Below are 20,982 nucleotides of genomic sequence, written 5' to 3'. Positions count from 1 at the left end.
CGCGATTTTAGGCGCGCAAACCTTTTGACGTGCATTCTGCTCTTGTGTACAATCAATCTGATGACACAACGACAGAACGGGGGAAACTTCCCTTTGAATATTATATCTATTGCAGAAACAAACCCAACCTCGTTAGCCGAAAGATATAGGTTGGGAGATTCGGTTGTTAGCGAGTTGTTCGGCAAGCATCCTTCGAATGACGAGAATTGGGCGGAAAGAGCGGCTTTCTTAGATCGAACGACAGGTTCGAGGGCGAGCATGAAACGCGTAACCGAGGCGCTGAAGAGCTATCAGGCACGATTGCCGGCTTACCCCGAGAGCGCTTTGTCGCTGGAGAAGCTGGATCAACCGAACAGTCTCGTTATCGTAGGCGGGCAACAAGCCGGATTGTTCGGCGGTGCCTTATTGATTTTCTATAAAGCTTTATCCGTCATTCAAGCGGCGCGAGAAGCGGAAAGAAAACTAGGCAGACCGGTCGTGCCGCTCTTCTGGATCGCGGGCGAAGATCACGATTTCGACGAAGCCAATCACGTGAATATTCAATCCTCTGAAGGCGCAATCAGACGCGTAAGGATCGAAAGGCCGGAAGGGCCGAGACTTGCCGTCAGCCGAACTCGACTGAGCGGAGAGCAGTGGGATGCGGCGCTTCAAGAGCTAGCCGCCCAACTGCCGGATACCGAATTCAAGCAAAACTTGCTGGAACGTCTTCAAAGCCATGTTAAGGATACGCCTTCGCTAAGTTTGGCTTTCGCCCGGCTGTTGGCGGACTGGTTCGGGAGTCAAGGGCTCGTGTTGTTAGATGCGGACGACCCTAATCTCAGGGCATTGGAAGGACCGATGTTCCGAGAGCTGATCGTCCGTAACGATAAGCTCGAAGCTGCTTTGAAGCAAGGAGAACAGCATGTGCTCGGCCGGGGATTCAAGCTGCAGGCGGAGACGACGGACGGAAGCGCGAACTTATTCCTTCATCATGAGCAAGGAAGGCTATTGCTTCATAAAGATAAGGAAAGTTTCATTGACCGAAAGGGAAATGTTTCCTACACTTGCGAACAGATGCTGGAGTTGACGGAATCGACTCCGGATCGCTTAAGCACGAACGCGCTGACGCGACCGCTCATGCAGGACTACTTGCTTCCGGTGCTTGGGGCAGTTCTCGGTCCGTCCGAGCTGGCTTATTGGGGCATTCTCGGTCCGGCCTTTGAAGAATTCGGAATGTCCATGCCGATACTTATACCGCGTCAATCTTTCATCTATCTGGAAGCGAATATAGCCAAGCTTCTGGATAAGTACGCCCTGTCCGTCGAGGAAGCGATGTCCGATCTGGATCAACGCAGGGCGGATTGGCTTGCTAAACAGGACGAATGGAATATCGAGGAGCAATTCGAACAGGTAAAAAGCCAGTTCAAACAATTGTATGCCCCGATCATGAATACCGTATCATCGGTCCAGCCTGGTCTCGCCTCCTTGGCGGTAAGTAACCGGGATAAAATATTGGAACAGATCACGTACTTGGAGTCGCGATCTATCGACGCGATCGCCAAGCAGCATGAGACTTCGCTCCGTCAATGGGACCGCATTCGGCTATCCTTCTCTCCGCTGGACAAACCGCAGGAGAGGGTTTACGGTACCGTCCACTTCTGGAATCGTTACGGCCCGGATTGGCTGGCCTTATGGGCGGACGTTCCTTACGAGAACACCGGCGGGAACCGCCTGGTGGAAGGCTTGACTACCACAGTTTGAAGAGGTTGTTCAAACATGCACTTAACAGAGAACCTGGAGGAATTATTTTATGAAAACGGCTTTAACAAGCATCGTACGCGATCCATCTTTGGCACCGGAAGGCAAGTTGAAAATCGATTGGGTACAAGCCCATATGCCCGTTTTGAACCAAATTCGTAAAGAGTTCGAACGCGATCAGCCGTTTAAGGGACTGCGCGTCGCGATTTCCTTGCACTTGGAAGCCAAAACGGCGTACTTAGCCAAAGTCGTTCAAGCGGGCGGCGCGGAAGTCGTTATCACGGGCAGTAATCCATTGTCTACGCAAGACGATGTCTGCGCGGCGCTCGTCGAAGACGGAATCGCGGTTTACGCGAAATATAATCCGGATCCGCAAGAATATAAGGATCTGATGGTCAAAACATTGGAAACGAAGCCGGATCTGATCATCGACGACGGCGGAGACCTGGTATCCATCCTTCACTCGGAACGCCAAGATTTGCTCGCGCAAGTCCGCGGCGGGGCGGAAGAGACAACGACGGGTATTTTGCGCTTGAAAGCAATGGAGAAAGACGGCTCGTTGAAGTTCCCGATGGTTGCCGTTAACGATGCGTATTGCAAATATTTGTTCGATAACCGTTATGGCACGGGCCAATCGGTATGGGATGGCATTAATCGTACGACGAACCTTGTCGTTGCGGGTAAGACTGTAGTCGTTAATGGATACGGCTGGTGCGGTAAGGGCGTGGCGATGCGCGCGAAAGGATTAGGCGCAAACGTCGTCGTAACCGAAGTCGACGCCATCCGCGCCGTAGAAGCATACATGGACGGGTTTACCGTGATGTCGATGGAAGAAGCGGCGAAAGTCGGAGAGTTCTTCGTTACGGTAACGGGCAACAAGGACGTCATTCGCGGCGAACATATCGCGAACATGAAGGACGGGGCGATCCTGTCCAATGCCGGACATTTCGATATCGAAGTGAACCTCGTGGAGCTTGCGGAACTATCGGTATCCAAACGCGTCGTACGCCGCAATATCGAAGAATACGTCCTGAAGGACGGACGTAAAATTTATGTGCTTGCGGAAGGTCGCTTAGTGAACCTTGCGGCCGGAGATGGACATCCTGCGGAAATCATGGATATGACTTTCGCGTTGCAGGCGATCGCTTTGCGCCATGTGAACGAGAACTACGAGAGCATCGGCAGCAAGGTCGTTAACGTACCTTACGAGCTGGATGAGCTTGTTGCCCGTACGAAGCTGGAATCGCTTGGGATCAAGATCGATACGCTATCGGAAGAACAGAAAGCCTACTTGGACAGCTGGGCATCCCACTAATGCTGTAATCTAACAAACCTAAAAACGTTTATTTCACCGATTATTTTCGGCGGAGTAAACGTTTTTTTATTTTAAACGGATGTATATTGACAATGATAATCATTATCATGTATTGTTCTTAATGAAAATGATTATCATTATCGACGTCATAATGATGATCATCGCAGAACTCATCATCTTCATAATCGGGAGGAAATAAAATGTATCGTAAAAAGTTGTGGACCGGAATATTATCGGCAGTCATCCTGTGGGGTGCCGCCGGATTAGCGCAACCCGCGGAAGCGGCATCGAATAACGCAATCAAGGTGGTCGTGGACGGTAAAGAAATCTCATTGTCGACCGCGCCTCAAATCGTAAAAGGCCGCTTGATGGTGCCTTATAGTAACGTCGTAACCGGCATGGGCGGCAAAGTGAGCTGGGATGCCAAGACGAAAACGGTAAAAGCGGTGAAAGACAAGAATACGGTAACCTATACTGTCGGATCTGCGACGGCATACATAAACGATCAGAAAAAACAGCTTGAATCCGCCCCTGTCAGCATCAACAACACGACATTCGTTCCGCTTCGCGCCCTGGCTCAGTCTTTCGGAATGTGGGTGAAATGGGATAACGCGAAAAAACAAGTCACAATCGCCAGCAAACTGACCGTGCAAACGAAAACGGGTCCCCTTACGCTAAACAAAGTTCCCGAACGCATCGCGACTTTATCCTCGTCGGATACGGAGATCGTGGCCGCCCTCGGCGGAAACATCGTCGGAAGGTCTACCGCGCTGGGCAAAGTTTATCCGCCGGAAGCCGCCTTGATACCGGAGATCGGCAGCGCGCATGGAATCAACTTCGAGACGCTGGCTACGTTAAAAGCGGACCTCGTTATCGGAAGCCCGTCCTTGCAGCCGCAAACTGCAACGCTCGAGAAGCTGGGAGCTAAAGTGTTATTGAACTCGCATAACGATTTCAAAGAAATCCAAAACTCCATTCGGCTTTATGGCGAAGTGCTCGGGAAAGAGGAAGAAGCAGCTAAGTTGATTAAACGAATGGACGAACAGCTGAAGCAAATTACGGCTAGCCAACCCGCGAAGAAACCTAAAGCGTTAATCCTCTATGGAGCAACGGGCAGCTTCGTGGTCGCCCTTCCGTCGAGTTACCCGGGCAACTTCCTTGATCTGGCCGGCGGAGAAAACGTAGCGGCTAAATTTCCGAAGATGGATACGATGCCGCAGTACGCCGAGTTTAGTATGGAAAGAATCGTGGCAGCCGACCCCGACGTGATCTACTTGATCACTCACGGCGATCCAGCGGAAGTAAAAGCAAGCTTCAAGAAGGAGCTGGAGAGCAATCCGGCATGGAAAAACCTCGGCGCCGTGAAGTCGGATCAGTTCGAGGTGCTGCCGAATGACTTGTTCGCGGCAAATCCGGGATTGCGGGCTCCCGAAGCGATTACGGCGCTGAACAAATTGCTTCTGCAGGCGAAATAACGGAATGAGCTTATCAAAACCATTGAGGAAAGATCCTCGAACCAGAAGAAGAATCCTGTTATTCGTAATGTTCATCGCATTAGTGATTCTCTCCATTCTGTACGGTTTAACGGTCGGTGCCATTTCCATACCGGCTAAGGAAGTATGGACGTCGCTATTCTCGAATACGGAAAACGAGTTTCGTCAAATCGTATGGAATTTGCGACTTCCGCGAGTGCTTACCGGATTACTCGTCGGGATATGCTTAGCCATCTCGGGTGCGTTTCTCCAAGGAGTATTCCGTAATCCGTTGGCTGATCCGGGGATTATCGGCGTGTCCGCCGGAGCCGGACTGGCCGCGGTTTCGATTATGATCTTATTCCCCGAACAGATGTCGCTCGTGCCGTTGGCGGCATTCTTGGGAGCTTTAGCGGCCGCCGCGATCATTTACGCGCTGGCATGGAATAAGGGGGCGCCGACCGGACGGATGATTCTGGCCGGCGTCGCCGTTAACTCCTTGCTCGGCGCGGGAATGACGACGGTCATGCTGCTGAACAGCGAGAAGGTGCAAGCCGTTCTGCCGTGGCTCGCAGGAAGCTTGAACGGCAAAAGCTGGCCGCACTTCGATACTATCGCTCCCTACGCGTGCATCGGAATACTGCTATCGTTATTTCTGATCAAGCATGCTAACGTTCTGATTCTGGGAGATGAAGTCGCGAAATTGCTCGGTAACCGTGTGGAAAGAAGCCGGATGCTTGTCATTCTCATGTCTACGTTCATGGCGGGCATCGCGATCAGCGTTTCCGGATTGATAGGTTTCGTCGGTCTGGTCGTGCCTCATATCGTGCGAATGCTCGTCGGTAACGACTACAAGTATTTCCTGCCTCTGTCCGCCCTCGGAGGAGGAGCGCTCGTCGTAGCCGCGGATACTTCGGCAAGGGCGTGGTTCGATCCGATCGAATTTCCCGTCGGCGTATTGCTGGCTTTGCTCGGAGCGCCGTTTTTCCTCTATTTATTGAAAAGGGGGCTTAAAGTTTGAAGAGCGCCTTAAACGCGGAAGGGATTTCTTTCGGCTATCAGGACCGAAACATCGTCGAGGACATCGGAATTCATTTTCGTCAGGGAGAAATAGCAAGCATCGTCGGGCCTAACGGTTCGGGTAAATCGACCGTACTGCGGCTGATGACGAGATTGGTACAACCGCGAAGCGGGGTCGTGTTCTTGGAAGGGGAAGCGATCGCCCGAATGAAAACGCGCAAGATCGCCCAGATGCTAACGATGCTGCCGCAGACGCAGGACCACAATCTGGATCTAACGGTGCGGGATCTGGTTAAGCAAGGCCGCCACCCTCATTTGAAGTGGTACGAGGAATGCCGGAACGAGCACGAGGACATAGTGGATTGGGCGCTCGAAATGACCCATTTGACCGAGATGCAATATCGCTCTTTATTCACATTGTCCGGCGGCGAAAGACAAAGGGCATGGATCGCGATGGCCGTTGCGCAAACCCCGCATACATTGCTGCTGGATGAACCGACGACGTATTTGGATGTTGCCCATCAGCTTGAAGTCATGGAATTGTTGCAGCATCTGAATCGAACGCAAGGCATTACGATCGTCATGGTGCTCCATGATCTGAATCAAGCGGCCCGTTACAGCGATCGAATCATCGCGATGAAGGATGGCGCCGTCGTTAGCGACGGTGCTCCGCATGAAGTCTACGTGCCGGCTTTCTTCTCTCAGGTATTCGGAATCGAAGCGAAGATTTACGAGGATGATGGGAAGCCGGTCTATACCCCGCGGGGCTTAGCTAAAGCGAAAGTAAAGGAGGAATCAGGCAATGACGTTGGAATCGCGAAAGCCGCTGGTGGCAATTGACCCGGATCTCGTTAAGTCGTTCGTAGCTTCGGCGCATGCCGATTTAGTTAAAGTAAATTAAAACAAAAGGAGAGATTCGAATGATCATCGTAACGAATACGATCCAAGCTAAGCCGGGTTACGGTAACGTCATACGGGAAAGATTCAAGTCTCCGAAAAACGTTCACACCTTTCCAGGTTTCGTGAGAATGGAACTGTTGCAAACGCAAGGAATAGAGGAATACGATGAATTCCAGGTTTGCACGACTTGGGACAACAAAGAGGCATTCGATGCTTGGGTGCAAAGCGATTCCTTTAAGCAAGCCCATGCGGCCCGCCGGGAAAACGGGAACGGCGATCAGGTGATCGGAAACAAAATCACTTTGCACGAAGTCATCGTTTCCCATCTTCCCGCGCTTCCCGCAGAAAACTAAATTGAAATGCTCCCGCCCGCAGGAAAGCGAAGCGGGTTTTCTTTTTTTTATTATTAGGAAACATTTTCCTATGCCACTGCGTCTATCCCAATAGATACCAATAAAAGGGGAGATCGAGATGAAGGGGAAACGAGAATGGGGCTTAAGGAACGGCGTGTTGCTACTCACGGCCGTTCTGCTGCTGTTAATGATGACGGCTTGCAGCAGTAACAACAAAGATAGCGATTCGATGGCTGCTGTGAACGAGGCGGCACCCGCGGCAATGCAGAGTTCGTCGAAACTGTCGGTCGCGTTCTCAGGAGATGCTGCCCTGTTGGCCGAAGCGGAAGCATCATCAGCTCCGGCCGCTGGCGAATCGTTAACGGTTAATGACCAAGCCGCAGCGGGAGGAGGAGGGATCGGCCCGATCGCGGACGCGAATGCGGGCTTCGGCCGTAAAGTCATTTACCGTGCCGACTTGGTCATGAAGGTCAAGGAATTCAAAGTCGCCGAAGAGCAACTGCTGAATTTAATTCATCTTGGCGGGGCGTATGTGTTGCAGTTTTCCGATAGCCGCAATACGAACGAGGTCGGCGCCACTTACGTCATTAAAGTTCCTTCCGAAGGCTTCTCCCCTTTCTTGGAAAGATTGCAGAAAATCAAAAGCCTGAAATTCGAACGCGAAGTGCAGGGCAACGACGTGACGGAAGAGTTCGTCGATCTTGACGCCCGTTTGAAAGCGAAGCAAACGGTGGAATCCAGGTTGCTGGCTTTCATGGACAAAGCGACGAAAACCGACGATCTCGTTCGTTTCTCCAATGAGCTGGCCAACGTACAGCAGGAAATCGAACAAATCAAAGGGAGAATACGTTTCCTGGATCAGAACGTCGCTTTCTCCACGATCAACCTTCGGCTCTATCAAACTTCCGGAATCGAAGAGATCAAGGAAGAGAAGACGGACGAGGAGGCGGGATTCGGAGAACGGATTTCGAACGCATTGTCGGGTAGCGCGAAGGCGCTGCGGGTTATCGGCGAAGGAATACTCGTCGTCATTGCCGCGTTGCTCCCGGTTCTCGTCGTCGTAGCCGTCATTGGAATTCCCGTTTTCTTGTTCGTCCGCAAACGCAACGCGAGCAGACGCGTCCGCTCGGAGGAGAGAAGGAGAACTTTGAACAGAACCGATGAACCGAACGGAGCTTCAACGGAAGCGATCGATGTCGGGGACGCGGATACCGCAACCGAGTCAGGGGAGGAAGGGCAACAACCGAAGGACGGGAGTCGTTAATCCCGTAAAATATATTTATTAAAATCCTGCCATCGTGGCAGGATTTTTATTTTATGCCGCGAATAATCATCATAAGTGGTTCAGAGTGGTGGAAAGTGGTGAATAGTGGAGGAGGTGTGGGGAGCTTATGTTTCTGGGGGAATTTCAGCACAGCATCGATGACAAGGGACGGATTATTATCCCGGCGAAATTCCGAGAAGCTCTCGGCACCGACTTTATCGTCACCCGCGGATTGGACAATTGTTTGTTCGTCTACCCTCGCGAAGAATGGGCCCAGCTCGAACAGAAGATCAAGACGCTGCCGTCTATGGCCGCAAATGCAAGAGCGTTCTCCAGGCTATTGTTTTCCGGCGCTTCCGAATGCGAATGGGATAAGCAGGGAAGGGTAAACGTACCTAACCATTTGCGCGAATACGCCAAGCTGGACAAAGATTGCACCGTTATCGGCGTATCCAGCAGAGTGGAGATCTGGGATAAAGCGACTTGGGAGGAATACTCCAAGCAGTCCGCCGACTCCTTCAATGAAATCGCCGAGAAGCTCGTCGATTTCGATTTTAACTTCTAAGCCGCTTACAACATCTAAAACCATACATAAACAAGAAAGACGGACCCATTGCCGGGTACCGGGAGGCAGCAAATATGTTTCACCACGTTACCGTATTGAAAGAGGAATCCGTAAAAGGCTTAAACATTCGTCCGGACGGCATTTATGTCGATTGTACCCTGGGCGGAGCGGGGCATAGCGAGCTAATCGCTTCCCAGCTCGGACCGCAAGGGAGATTGATCGCTCTGGATCAGGACGAAGCCGCCCTCGCCAATGCGCGCATGAAGCTCGCCGCTTACGGCGATATCGTAACGCTCGTGAAAAGCAACTTCCGGTACCTGAAGATGGCGCTGAAGCAAGCAAGGGTTCCGGAGAAAGACGGCATTCCGCAGGTCGACGGCATTTTGTTCGATCTAGGCGTCTCAAGCCCACAACTCGACGAAGCCGATCGCGGCTTCAGTTACAACCTTGACGCCGAGCTGGATATGCGAATGGATCGCGAACAATCGCTTACCGCGAAGGAAATCGTGAACGAGTGGGAAGAGCGAGAAATCTCCAACATTCTTCGGGATTACGGTGAAGAGAAGTTCGCCCGCAAGATCGCGGCCAATATCGTGAAAGCCAGAGAGAAGGCCCCGATCGATACGACGGGACAATTAGCCGAGATCGTCAAGGTATCCATCCCAGCGGCAACGCGCAGGACGGGACCGCATCCCGCCAAGCGTTCCTTTCAGGCATTGCGTATCGCCGTTAACGACGAGCTAGGAGCTTTCCAGGAAGCGCTGGATCAAGCGATCGATTGTTTGGCGCCCGGAGGCCGCGTCGCGGTAATCACCTTCCACTCGCTGGAGGATCGCATTTGCAAGACGACGTTCGCGAAGGAAGTCGCGAGCTGCAGTTGTCCGACGGATTTCCCGATATGCGTATGCGGCGGAGGAGACGGACGCTTAAGGCTGACGCCTCGCAAGCCGATCGTACCTACAGAAGCGGAATTGGAAATCAATCCGCGGGCGCGATCATCCAGATTAAGAATCGCAGAGAAACTCGTAACCAACGAGATCGAATAGATATCGCTGAGAGGGGCACAAGGTAAACATGGCATATTACGGCAACTTGGCGCTTCGTCCGGAGCGCGTACAAGAAGAGAAGGTTCAGCCGGCAAGACCACCCCAGAGAAAACAAGAGCCGCAAAGAAAGCAATCCCCCCAACAGCGCTCGATTCCGATCGGAGAGAAGCTGCTTTATTTGCTGACGATTGGGTTAGTCGTGTTCGTCGCGGGCTTTATTATTTTCCGTTACGCGCAAATCTATCAAATTAACGGTGAGATTCAAGCGACTAAAAAGAATTACGAGCAAGTCATAGAGCAAAATAAAGAACAACAAAGAGAAGTCGAACGCCTAAACGATCCAAACCGAATTCAAGAAGTGGCAATAAAAGAACTAGGGATGGTCAAGGTTGGCGCGGGAATTACCGCTTCCAAAGACGATCAAAATGCTATGGCGAAGAAGCGCTGAGCATGATCGGGAAATGAAGAGGATTAAGCTATGACGAAACGAATTAAATTGCGGACGTTGCTGACGGGAGGGTTATTTACCCTCCTGTTTCTTGGTTTGATCGTTCGAATCTATTGGGTTCAAGTTGTGAAGGCCGATTTCTGGACGGAACAGGCGATGAAGACGTGGATGACGAGCGAGACGATCCGGCAGGAGCGCGGGATGCTGCTCGATCGCGACGGCAAGGTGCTGGCCGCGGATGCCCTCGCCTATACAATCGCCGTTAATCCTAAGCGAATCGCGGAACTGGAACAAGCTCATCCCGAATGGAAGCTGACGGATCGTATCGTATCGAAGCTCCATATCGTGTTAGGCACGTCTGAGAGCGATCTGCGGGAAATGGTCACTTCCAAGAAGGAAGACGGTACGTACCGGGACCAACGGGAAATCCGCCCGGATGGCTGGAAGGTCGACAAACCCGTCAAAGATCGTCTTGATGCTTTCCGCGAGGAATTACGCAAAATCACGGAAACGAAAAACGTCGGTCTTATTTTCGTGGAAGAGCAGAAGCGCACCTATCCGAACGATTCTTTGGCTTCGCATATACTAGGTTACGAGGATAAGGAAGGTAAAGCGGTCTACGGCTTGGAGAAAAAACTCAATAACGAACTAAGCGGATCTCCCGGCTTCATCAAGTACCAGAAGGACGGGGCGAGAACGCAGCTGCCTAACGGCGAAGTGGAGTTCAAGCAAGCGATGGACGGCAAAGACGTCACGTTAACGATAGATTTGGACATTCAGTTCTATATCGAAGAAGCGCTGAGAACCGCATACGCAACCTACAAGCCGAAGAGCATAACGGCCATCGCGGCCGACCCCGATACGATGGAAATTCTCGGCATGGCCAGCTTGCCGGATTACAATCCGAACAAGTATTGGGAGTTCGCGTCCAACCAGAACGCTTTCCGGGACAACGCGATCCAGTCGGTGTACGAGCCCGGATCGACGTTTAAGATCGTGACGCTGGCCGGAGCGGTGGAGGAAGGTTTGTTCGATCCGAACGAATATTATAAATCGGGTTCGATTAAATACAGTAAGAAGGACAAGCCGGTTAAAGACCATAATAACGGCGTAGGTTGGGGCGAGAACGGAATGATCACGTATTTGGAAGGGTTGCAGCATTCCAGTAACGTGGCGTTCGTCAAGCTCGGATACGAGAAGTTGGGCAAGGAACGGCTCGTCCAATATATTAACGACTTCGGTTTCGGGCAGAAGACGGGCATCGAGTTGCCGAACGAGGTTTCTGTGCCGTATAGCCTGGATTATCCGTCCGAGGTAGCCACGGCGACTTTCGGACAAGGGAAAGTGTTGGTTACGCCGATCCAGCAGGTGGCCGCGGTCGCCGCGGTCGCGAACGGCGGCAAGCTGCTGCAGCCGCACATCGTAAAGTCGATAAGCGATCCGAATACCGGGGCAAAGACGATAACCGAGCCGAAAGTCGTTCGCCAAGTCATCTCTCCCGAAACGTCACGCAAAGTCGGCGATTACTTGGAAACCGTAGTCAGCGACCAGAAGAACGGGACCGGCCGGATCGCCTACACTCCCGGATACCGCATCGCCGGCAAAACCGGAACGGCGCAGAAGGTAACGAAGAATGAAACGGGTAGCGGGTATTCCAAGGATCGATATGTCGTTTCTTTTATCGGATACGCGCCCGTCGAGAAGCCTAAAGTCGTACTGTACGTCGTCGTGGACGAGCCGCAGGTGGATAATGCCGGGGGAGGCGCGGTCGCAGGTCCAATCTTCAAGGAAATCATGACCAAGTCGCTAATGCATCTCGGCATCAAGCCGAATTTGCCGATCGATGACGAAGCATCGCCAACGGAATCCGCTGAATCCGGCGAATCGGCCGAGAAAACGGCAACCGTGCCTGACGTGACGGGATTGACGGTCACGCAAGCCCGTGAGCAGTTGAAACAGCGTTCCTTCCCGATCGGCGTGCTTGGCAAGGGCAACAAGGTGCTGCAACAGTTGCCGAAAGGCGGCAGCGTGTTGCCGTCGACGCAACAAATCTACTTGCTTACGGATGCGAAGCCCGGTAACGTGCCCGATCTAACGGGGTTGTCGTTGCGCGATGCGCTGGAGATGTGTTCGCTGCTTAAGGTCGTCGCTACGGTAGAGGGCGAAGGGTACGTTACGGGGCAGAAAGCCGTTAAAGTCGATGGAAAATGGATTCTTCAATTAAAGTTATCTCCCGCGGATCAACCCGCCGAGCCGCCCGGTTCGTCCCCTCCGGCCTCGCCCGAAGGCTGAGGGCTTGTTCTAACCCACTTGTCCCGAGAATAGTCTGGAACTAGGCGAAAGCCCGTTCAGACGTTCCCGGTAAAGGGGGTTTTTCATTTTGAAAATATCACAGGTTACGGTTCGGAAAAGATTGTATTTCGCGTTAGTGTTGGCTGTCGTTGCTTTTGCGGCATTAGTGATCAGACTCGGATACGTCCAATTGATGATCGGCGACGAGATTACGAAGAGGGCCGAGGATTCTTGGCGACGCGATATTCCTTTTCAAGCCAAACGGGGGGAAATCCTGGATCGCAACGGAACCCGTCTCGCCTACAATATCAGCTCTCCGACGATCTACGCGATTCCGGTGCAGGTCAAGGATAAACGCGAGACGGCCCGTCTATTGTCCGGCCCGCTAGGCATGTCGGAGGACAGCTTGTTCAAGAAATTATCGACGGTCGCGTCGAACGTAGAGCTAAAACCCGGCGGGCGCAAGATGACCCTCGAGAAGGCTCAGGAAATCCGCGGTTTGAATTTGCCCGGCATCGTCGTGTCCGAGGATAACAAAAGGTATTATCCGTTCGGAAATCTCGCCGCGCACGTTCTCGGGTTTACCGGAAGCTATAATCAAGGGCTGACGGGATTGGAGCTCAGATACGACGAGAGGCTAACGGGGCTGAAGGGCAACGTATCATCGCTCGCGGACGCCGCGGGACGCAAAATGCCGCAAACGTCGGATAAATTCGTGCCTCCGCAGGACGGCTTGTCATTGCAGCTTACGATCGATCAGACGGTTCAATCGATCGTCGAACGCGAACTGGATCAAGCGATGCTGCAGTATCAAGCGAATAGCGTGATCGCCATCGCCATGAACCCGCAAACCGGCGAAATCTACGCGATGGGCAGCCGTCCGACTTTCCAGCCGGACCACTATCAAGAAGTGTCCGCCGAGGTTTACAATCGCAACCTGCCGATCTGGATGACTTACGAGCCGGGATCGACTTTTAAGATTATTACCCTTGCCGCCGCGCTGGAGGAAGGGAAAGTGGATTTGGAACACGAGCATTTCTACGATCCGGGTTACATCGAAGTAGCCGGGGCGAAGCTTCGCTGCTGGAAGAAGGGCGGACACGGCAGCCAATCGTTCCTCGAAGTCGTCGAAAATTCCTGCAATCCGGGTTTCGTGACGCTTGGCAACCGGCTGGGAAAAGAGAAACTATTTTCGTATATCTATAATTTCGGTTTCGGGAAGAAGACGGGCATCGACTTGAAAGGCGAAGAGAACGGGATCATGTTCAAACCTAAACAGGTCGGACCGGTGGAGCTCGCTACGACGGCTTTCGGTCAGGGCGTCTCCGTAACGCCGATTCAACAAATAACCGCGGTATCGGCCGCCATTAACGGCGGTAAGTTATATAAGCCATTCGTATCGAAATCTTGGATACAACCGGAAACCGGAATGATTTTGGAAGAAACGAAGCCTGAGCTGGTGAGGCAGGTGATTTCTCCGGAAACGTCCAAGAAGGTGCGAGAGGCGTTGGAGAAGGTCGTCGCGCAAGGGACTGGGCGCAATGCTTTCCTGGACGGATACCGGGTAGGCGGGAAGACGGGAACCGCGCAGAAGGTCGTGAACGGTAAATACTCTAAGGACGAACATATCGTCTCGTTCATCGGTTTCGCGCCTGCCGACGATCCGCAATTGATCGTGTACGTTGCCGTCGATAACCCTCAAGGCATTCAGTTCGGCGGAGTCGTCGCCGCGCCGATCGTGCACAATATTATGGCGGATGCGCTGCCTTATTTAGGAGTTAAGCCAAGAACGACCCAAGTGGAAAAAGAGTTCAAATACGGAAGCGGCGAGCCGAAAGTCGTGACCGTACCGAATCTCGTAGGCAAAACGGTATCCGATCTGTACGAGGATATGAATTCGAACTTTCAGTTAGCAAGTTCTGGAAGCGGAAGCACCGTGATCAGGCAAGCTCCCGCAGCGGGAACGCGGGTTGATCAAGGTTCGGTTATTCGAATCTATCTAGGCGCATCGGACTAAAGTTCGTTTTTCCACTTGAATGATTAGGAGTCATTGGAACATAATGAGTGTACATTGTAGATAGGTTCGTCAGGAGGCCGTAAGTTAATGAATTTAAAAGAACTCTCCCAACAGTTGTTGTTATCCCGTATTATAGGAGATCCTTCGGTTGCGATTCGGAGCTTGGAAAGCGACTCGCGCCATATCGAGCCCGGATGTTTGTTTTTCTGCTTACCCGGACATACGGTGGATGGGCACGACTTCGCGGCTCAAGCGATCGAGCAAGGGGCCGCCGCGCTCGTCACTTCCAGAGAGCTGCCGATAGACGCCGCGCAACTCGTCGTGCCCAATACCCGGCAGGCGTTGGCGCAAATCGCGGACTTCTTCTACGGAAGGCCGTCGCATACGCTTCGTCCGATCGGCATAACCGGCACGAACGGGAAGACGACAACGTCTTACTTGATCGAGCAAATCTGGGCGGACGCGGGAGTGTCCGCCGGGGTCATCGGTACGATCGAAACCCGATACGGCGGACAAAGTTTTCCGATGTCGGGAACGACTCCGGACGTCCTTCAGCTGCAGCGTATTTTCCGCTCTATGGTCGAGAATGGAACGGAACGGTGCGTGATGGAGGTGTCTTCCCATGCATTGGAACAGGGAAGAGTCAAAGGCTGTCGGTTCCGTACGGCAGTATTTACGAATTTGACTCAAGATCATTTGGACTACCACGGGACGATGGAGGCGTATGAAGCGGCTAAGGGACTGTTTTTCTCCCGGCTGGGCAATACGTATTCCGATCAACCGGAGGATCGTACTTTCGCGGTTTTGAACGGAGACGACGAAGCGTCGGGGCGGTTCGCCAAGCTGACGGCTTCGGAGGTGCTTACATACGGAATCAAGAACGATTCCCATCTTAAAGCTTCCGAAGTGAAGATCACGGCCGGAGGAACTTCGTTCCGGCTAGAATCGTTCAAAGGCAACCGTCAGGTCGAATTGCGACTGGTCGGATTGTTTAACGTTTATAACGCGCTTGCGGCGCTCGGAGCCGCCTTGTGCGAAGGGATCGACTTTGACGCCGCGATTCATAGCCTGGAGCGGATTGAAGGCGTTCCGGGTCGCGTGGAGCCTGTTAACGAGGGGCAACCGTATGCAGTTATCGTCGACTACGCCCATACTCCGGACGGTTTGGAGAACGTGCTGAACACCGTCAAAGAATTGGCCACGGGCGAAGTCATTTGCGTATTCGGCTGCGGAGGCGATCGGGACAAGACGAAACGTCCGATCATGGGGCGAATCGCGGCGGAGCTAGCCGATAAATTAATCGTGACCAGCGATAATCCGCGCACGGAAAATCCGCAAGAGATTATTCGCGATATCGAGGCCGGGTTGAAAGCGGCGGGCGTTACGCCGGATCGCTACGAGTTGGAGCCCGATAGGCGGATCGCGATCGAAAAAGCGGTTGAAATGGCAAGCCCCGGCGATGTAGTATTGATTGCGGGGAAAGGCCATGAAACCTATCAAATCATCGGCGGGATTACGCACGATTTCGATGATCGCCTCGTGGCGAAAGAAGCGATAAGGAGTCGAATCTTGTGATGCGAGCAACGGTTCATGAAGTAAGCGAATGGAGCGGAGCGGGTGAGATTGTCGGATTAGCCGGGAATGACGACGTTCTGTTGACCGGCGTCTCCACCGATACGCGCAAGATCCAGCCGGGACAATTGTTCGTGCCTTTGCGCGGCGAACGGTTCGATGGCCATGATTATATTCGAACGGCTAAGGATGCGGGAGCTTTCGCTGCTTTGTGGGACAGAAGCGTTCCTTTGCCGGAGATAGACGTCCCTCTTGTCCTGGTAGACAATACGTTAGAAGCGCTGCAAGCTCTAGCCGTCGGATACTTGAATAACCGGTTATCCGCCAAGGTCGTTGCGATTACGGGCAGCAACGGCAAAACGACGACGAAAGACCTGATTTCCTCCGTTCTATCGACAAGGTTCCTTGTACATAAGACAGAGGGGAATTTCAATAATCATATCGGATTGCCGCTCACGGTTTTAAGCGCGGCGGAGAATACGGAAGTGCTCGTTCTGGAGATGGGGATGAGCGGACAAGGAGAAATTTCCTTGCTGTCGGCCATGGCGAAGCCGGATGCGGCTATCGTTACGAACATCGGAGAGTCTCATTTGTTGCAACTGGGAACGCGTAGGAACATCGCCCGAGCGAAGCTGGAAATTACGGACGGCTTGAAGCCGGGAGGGACGCTCGTCTATAACGGCGATGAGCCGTTGCTGGAAGATGAACTTGCCGCAAGAGCGCAGGATAAGCAGATCGATCTCGTGACCTTCGGCGAAAATCCAAGTAACGCCTGGGTAGCAAGGTATATTCGGGTGAACTCGGAAGGGACGCAATTTACGGTCAGCGCGGAGGGGGACCATTCCTTCGAGCTGCCGATACCGGGAAGGCACAACGCCGTGAACGCTCTAGCGGCTATAGCCGTCGGACGGCTGTTCGGATTGTCGTTCGAGGACATCGGAGAAGGGCTCAAATCCGCGAATCTGACCGGGATGCGAATCGAACGAAGCGTGGCTTATAACGGGGCAGTCGTTCTTAACGACGCCTACAATGCGAGCCCGACTTCGGTTCGGGCGGCGATCGGACTCGTTGCGGAACTATCGGGCTACCGGTGTAAATGGATCGTGCTTGGAGATATGCTGGAGCTCGGAGCGGATGAAATTGCTCTGCATGGAGAAATCGGACGTTACTTGAACGAGACCAAAGCCGATCGGGTATTGCTTTACGGTCCGTTGTCGCGCGAAACCTTCAAGGAAACGTCGCTGAATTATCCGGAAGGCTGCGTGCGCTACTTCGAGAACAAGGACGACATGGCTAACGATTTGATCGAAGAGCTGGCGCCTGAAGATTTGGTACTCGTCAAAGCTTCAAGAGGAATGCGCTTGGAAGAAATCGTTACGAAAATACAGAGAGGAGCCGGGGGGTGACGGAATGGATTATACTTCGATTTTTTGGACTTTAGGCGTATCCTTCGTGTTATCGGTGTTATTCGGGCCTCTTTTCATTCCGCTCCTGCGCAGGCTTAAATTCGGACAGCAGGTAAGGACCGATGGGCCGGAATCCCATTTAAAGAAGACGGGCACGCCGACGATGGGCGGCATTATTATTTTGGTCGCTTTGACGCTCGCGTTTTTGAGATTCGCCGATCAAGGGCTGGAATATTGGGCGCTGTTAGTCGCGTGTCTCGGATTCGGCCTGGTCGGATTTCTGGACGATTACATTAAAATCGTATTCAAACGCTCGCTCGGACTGACCGCGAAACAAAAGTTATTCGGTCAACTGCTGTTTTCCGCTATTTTCTGTTATATTTTATACAAAATGGATCATAGTACGGTTATCGGCGTTCCGGGTACGGATTGGTCCTTCGACTTGGGATGGGCGTATTACTTGCTCGTCGTCGTCATGTTCCTCGGGTCTACGAATGCCGTTAACTTTACGGACGGGCTCGACGGACTGCTGTCCGGGACAAGCGCCTTGGCGTTCGGAGCTTTCGCGATCATCGCTTTGGAAGCGACGCAGCCCCAATCGGCGGTGTTTAGCGCGGCCGTCGTCGGAGCCGTGTTAGGTTTTCTTGTATACAACGCGCATCCGGCGAAGATTTTTATGGGAGACACGGGCTCGCTCGGTCTTGGAGGCGGTATCGCCGCCGTTGCGATCCTCACGAAGACGGAATTGCTGCTCATCGTGATCGGAGGCGTATTCGTGCTCGAGATGCTCTCCGTGATCATTCAGGTCGCTTCGTTTAAGACGCGAGGCAAACGCGTTTTCAAGATGAGTCCGATCCATCACCATTTCGAGCTGTCCGGTTGGTCGGAATGGAGAGTCGTTACGACTTTCTGGTTCGTCGGATTGTTGCTGGCGGGAGCCGGATTGTTACTGTATAAAGTAAGTTAAGAGCGATAAAGGGGCTATTACGAGATGAAGCAACTTACTTCCTACCGGGGACGGCAAGTCGTCGTGCTCGGTTTGGCCAGAAGCGGCGTAGCTGCTGCAAAACTGTTTCACAGCGTCGGAGCGGAAGTGACCGTTAACGACAAAAAAGAGCTGGAACAATGCCCTGAAGCCGATGAACTGACGGCTTTGGGCATTTCTGTTGTGTGCGGGCATCACCCTGAAGGGCTCGTTACGAAGGAAACCGCGTTGCTGGTTAAGAACCCGGGCATCCCTTACGCGGCGCCGCCGATCGTCGATGCCTTGAGACTAGGGGTCGAAGTGATCAGCGAAGTCGAAGTGGCCGGCCAGATTTCTCCGGCACCGCTGATCGGGATTACGGGTTCTAACGGCAAGACGACGACGACCACGTTAACCGGCGTGTTGCTGGAAGCGGCAGGCTTAAAGCCGCTTGTCGCCGGCAATATCGGCATTCCGCTTAGCGAAGCCGCTCAAGAGGTATCCGAGGATGGATGGCTCGTTGCCGAGCTGAGCAGCTTCCAGTTAAAGGGGACGTCGGAGTTCCGTCCGACTATCGCCTGTTTGTTAAACGTTGCGGAGACGCATTTGGATTATCATGGCTCGATGGAGGATTATGTCGGTTCGAAGGCGAAATTGTTCGAGAATCAAACTTCGGACGACATAGCCATTTACAACGAGGATGACGAAACTTGTCGCAGGCTGGCTGCCGATTTCAATGGCCGGTTATTTCCGTTTTCCGTTACGCGGATTTTGGCGCAAGGAACGATGGTCATTCCGCCATATTCCGCGATTCGTCCGACTGAAGACGAGGAAGAGCTTGAACAAGAGAGATGGATCGTCCATCGGGGCGAGGACGGTTTGGAGCAGCGAATCATTCGCGTCGACGAGTTGGGCATTCCGGGACGCCATAATACGGCCAACGCTTTGGCGGCGATCGCGATTGCTCTATCCGCGGGAGCGAAGCCGCAGCAGTTGGCGGAGCCGCTGCGCAACTTCCGAGGCGTGGAACATCGCTTGGAATACGTCGGAACTTTTGGCGGCGTTAAGTTCTATAACGATTCCAAGGCAACGAATCCGATGGCGACCACGATGGCAATTTTATCTTTGCCTTCCCCTCTCATTCTTATCGCCGGAGGCTCGGACAGAGGTTCCGATTATATGGAGCTTTTGCCGATATTCCGTGATAGGGTGAAAGGATTGACCGTAATTGGAGAGACGAGGGAGAAAATAGCCCGCGTTGCGGCGTTGGGCGGTTTAACAAGCGTGAAAATCGTCGAACCTGAAGAGGACGCCGAGCAAACGCTTCGCCGAGCCGTCAAGGAAGCAGCCGCCATGGCGGCGCCGGGAGACATCGTGCTTTTGTCGCCCGCGTGCGCAAGCTGGGACATGTTCCCATCCTATGAGGTTCGAGGTCGCATTTTTAAGCAATCGGCGCATACGTTGTAGAAGGGGGCATGTCCCCACTTTTGCAAACCGTGAGGTGTCCGGTTCATGGCCAAAACCCGCTCCGTTCCCGATGTATGGATGATCGCCGCTACGCTTGGCATTCTGGCCATTGGCGTAGTGATGGTGTATAGCGCCAGCGCTGTCGCTGCTTTTCATGATTATGGAGATTCCTATTACTACGTGAAGAGGCAACTCTTGTTCGCGGTTCTTGGAATCGTCTCGATGTTCGTTATGATGAACGTAGAATATACGTTCTGGCGCAAATGGGCCGTCCCTGCTTTGCTTGTTTGCTTCGGCATGCTGATTATCGTATTGATTCCCGGACTCGGCGTCGTGCGCGGAGGAGCCCGAAGCTGGCTCGGAATCGGTTCTTTCGGCATTCAACCTTCGGAGTTTATGAAGCTAGCGATGATCTTTTTCATAGCGAAGCTGCTATCGGAGAAACAAAACCAGATCACGAATTTCACGAAGGGTTTGCTTCCGCCGCTTGGGATTCTGGGAGCGGCGTTCGGACTGATCATGCTTCAACCGGACTTAGGGACGGGCACCGTCATGATCGGCGCTGCCTTGCTAGCTATTTACGTCGCCGGGGCTCGACTTGCCCATCTAGGCGGTTTGGCGCTGCTAGGGGTGCTAGGGTTAGTAGGGTTAATAGCGGCAGCGCCCTATCGGTTGCAACGGATTACGGCATTCCTGGATCCTTGGCAAGACCCGCAAGGCGCGGGATATCAATCCATTCAGTCGTTGTACGCGATTGGTCCGGGCGGGCTCGTTGGTTTGGGTCTTGGGATGAGCCGACAGAAATATAATTACTTACCCGAACCGCAAACGGATTTTATATTTTCTATTATCGCGGAAGAACTCGGGTTTATCGGCGGTTCCTTGCTGATCATGTTGTTTCTGCTCCTCATATGGCGCGGAATGCGAACGGCGATTACGTTATCGGATCCGTTCGGCAGTTTGCTCGCCACGGGGATCGTTGGCATTTTCGCCATTCAGGTGTTGATTAACATCGGCGTCGTTATCGGGTTGCTGCCCATTACGGGGGTTACGTTACCCCTCGTTAGCTATGGCGGTTCGTCGTTGACGTTATTGTTAACGGCGCTTGGCATTTTACTTAATTTATCCCGTTATTCGAGGTGAA

17 protein-coding genes are annotated in these 20,982 nt (G+C 52.9%); all 17 read left to right on the top strand.

The window, feature by feature from the left end; translation table 11 throughout:
* Positions 1-93: 93 nt before the first annotated feature.
* The gene (gene bshC / locus HH215_RS10725) at positions 94-1,740 is read left to right on the top strand and encodes a bacillithiol biosynthesis cysteine-adding enzyme BshC (RefSeq protein ID WP_169279893.1); all 1,647 of its coding nucleotides are present in this window, start codon (positions 94-96) and stop codon (positions 1,738-1,740) included.
* Between the two features lie 49 nt (positions 1,741-1,789).
* The gene (locus HH215_RS10720) at positions 1,790-3,052 is read left to right on the top strand and encodes an adenosylhomocysteinase (protein WP_169279892.1); all 1,263 of its coding nucleotides are present in this window, start codon (positions 1,790-1,792) and stop codon (positions 3,050-3,052) included.
* A gap of 200 nt (positions 3,053-3,252) precedes the next feature.
* The gene (locus tag HH215_RS10715) at positions 3,253-4,527 is read left to right on the top strand and encodes an ABC transporter substrate-binding protein (RefSeq protein ID WP_169279891.1); all 1,275 of its coding nucleotides are present in this window, start codon (positions 3,253-3,255) and stop codon (positions 4,525-4,527) included.
* A 4-nt stretch (positions 4,528-4,531) separates the two neighbouring features.
* Positions 4,532-5,545, top strand: a complete 1,014-nt coding sequence (locus tag HH215_RS10710; RefSeq protein ID WP_169279890.1) for a FecCD family ABC transporter permease — start codon at positions 4,532-4,534, stop codon at positions 5,543-5,545.
* Positions 5,542-6,384 (top strand): ABC transporter ATP-binding protein, encoded by an 843-nt coding sequence (locus tag HH215_RS10705; RefSeq protein ID WP_254450438.1) that lies wholly within the window; start codon positions 5,542-5,544, stop codon positions 6,382-6,384. Before HH215_RS10710 ends, HH215_RS10705 begins: the two co-directional genes overlap by 4 nt.
* An 80-nt stretch (positions 6,385-6,464) precedes the next feature.
* Positions 6,465-6,797, top strand: coding sequence for an antibiotic biosynthesis monooxygenase (locus HH215_RS10700; protein ID WP_169279889.1), 333 nt, complete (start codon positions 6,465-6,467; stop codon positions 6,795-6,797).
* 118 nt (positions 6,798-6,915) lie between these two features.
* Entirely contained in the window at positions 6,916-8,061 is a 1,146-nt protein-coding gene (locus HH215_RS10695) for a DUF4349 domain-containing protein (protein WP_169279888.1), read from the top strand.
* Between the two features lie 127 nt (positions 8,062-8,188).
* Entirely contained in the window at positions 8,189-8,626 is a 438-nt protein-coding gene (mraZ, locus tag HH215_RS10690) for a division/cell wall cluster transcriptional repressor MraZ (protein WP_169279887.1), read from the top strand.
* Between the two features lie 74 nt (positions 8,627-8,700).
* A complete protein-coding gene (gene rsmH / locus HH215_RS10685) occupies positions 8,701-9,672 on the top strand; it encodes a 16S rRNA (cytosine(1402)-N(4))-methyltransferase RsmH (RefSeq protein WP_169279886.1) in 972 nt (323 codons plus the stop codon).
* 28 nt (positions 9,673-9,700) lie between these two features.
* Positions 9,701-10,120, top strand: coding sequence for a cell division protein FtsL (gene ftsL / locus HH215_RS10680; RefSeq protein WP_169279885.1), 420 nt, complete (start codon positions 9,701-9,703; stop codon positions 10,118-10,120).
* A gap of 30 nt (positions 10,121-10,150) precedes the next feature.
* The gene (locus HH215_RS10675; protein ID WP_169279884.1) at positions 10,151-12,412 is read left to right on the top strand and encodes a penicillin-binding transpeptidase domain-containing protein; all 2,262 of its coding nucleotides are present in this window, start codon (positions 10,151-10,153) and stop codon (positions 12,410-12,412) included.
* An 88-nt stretch (positions 12,413-12,500) separates the two neighbouring features.
* Positions 12,501-14,429, top strand: a complete 1,929-nt coding sequence (locus HH215_RS10670; RefSeq protein ID WP_169279883.1) for a stage V sporulation protein D — start codon at positions 12,501-12,503, stop codon at positions 14,427-14,429.
* 87 nt (positions 14,430-14,516) lie between these two features.
* Positions 14,517-16,004 (top strand): UDP-N-acetylmuramoyl-L-alanyl-D-glutamate--2,6-diaminopimelate ligase, encoded by a 1,488-nt coding sequence (locus tag HH215_RS10665; RefSeq protein WP_169279882.1) that lies wholly within the window; start codon positions 14,517-14,519, stop codon positions 16,002-16,004.
* On the top strand, positions 16,004-17,407 hold the full coding sequence (locus tag HH215_RS10660; RefSeq protein WP_169284329.1) for a UDP-N-acetylmuramoyl-tripeptide--D-alanyl-D-alanine ligase: 1,404 nt from the start codon (positions 16,004-16,006) through the stop codon (positions 17,405-17,407). The genes HH215_RS10665 and HH215_RS10660 overlap by 1 nt, the downstream gene beginning before the upstream one ends.
* A 4-nt stretch (positions 17,408-17,411) precedes the next feature.
* A complete protein-coding gene (mraY, locus tag HH215_RS10655) occupies positions 17,412-18,374 on the top strand; it encodes a phospho-N-acetylmuramoyl-pentapeptide-transferase (protein WP_169279881.1) in 963 nt (320 codons plus the stop codon).
* A 24-nt stretch (positions 18,375-18,398) separates the two neighbouring features.
* The gene (murD, locus tag HH215_RS10650; protein ID WP_169279880.1) at positions 18,399-19,838 is read left to right on the top strand and encodes a UDP-N-acetylmuramoyl-L-alanine--D-glutamate ligase; all 1,440 of its coding nucleotides are present in this window, start codon (positions 18,399-18,401) and stop codon (positions 19,836-19,838) included.
* A 45-nt stretch (positions 19,839-19,883) separates the two neighbouring features.
* Entirely contained in the window at positions 19,884-20,981 is a 1,098-nt protein-coding gene (spoVE, locus tag HH215_RS10645; protein WP_169279879.1) for a stage V sporulation protein E, read from the top strand.
* The last annotated feature ends 1 nt before the right edge of the window (position 20,982 follow it).

It is taken from the genome of Cohnella herbarum (genome assembly GCF_012849095.1).
GTDB lineage: Bacteria > Bacillota > Bacilli > Paenibacillales > Paenibacillaceae > Cohnella > Cohnella herbarum.
This window is presented reverse-complemented; position numbering and strand designations above follow the sequence as displayed.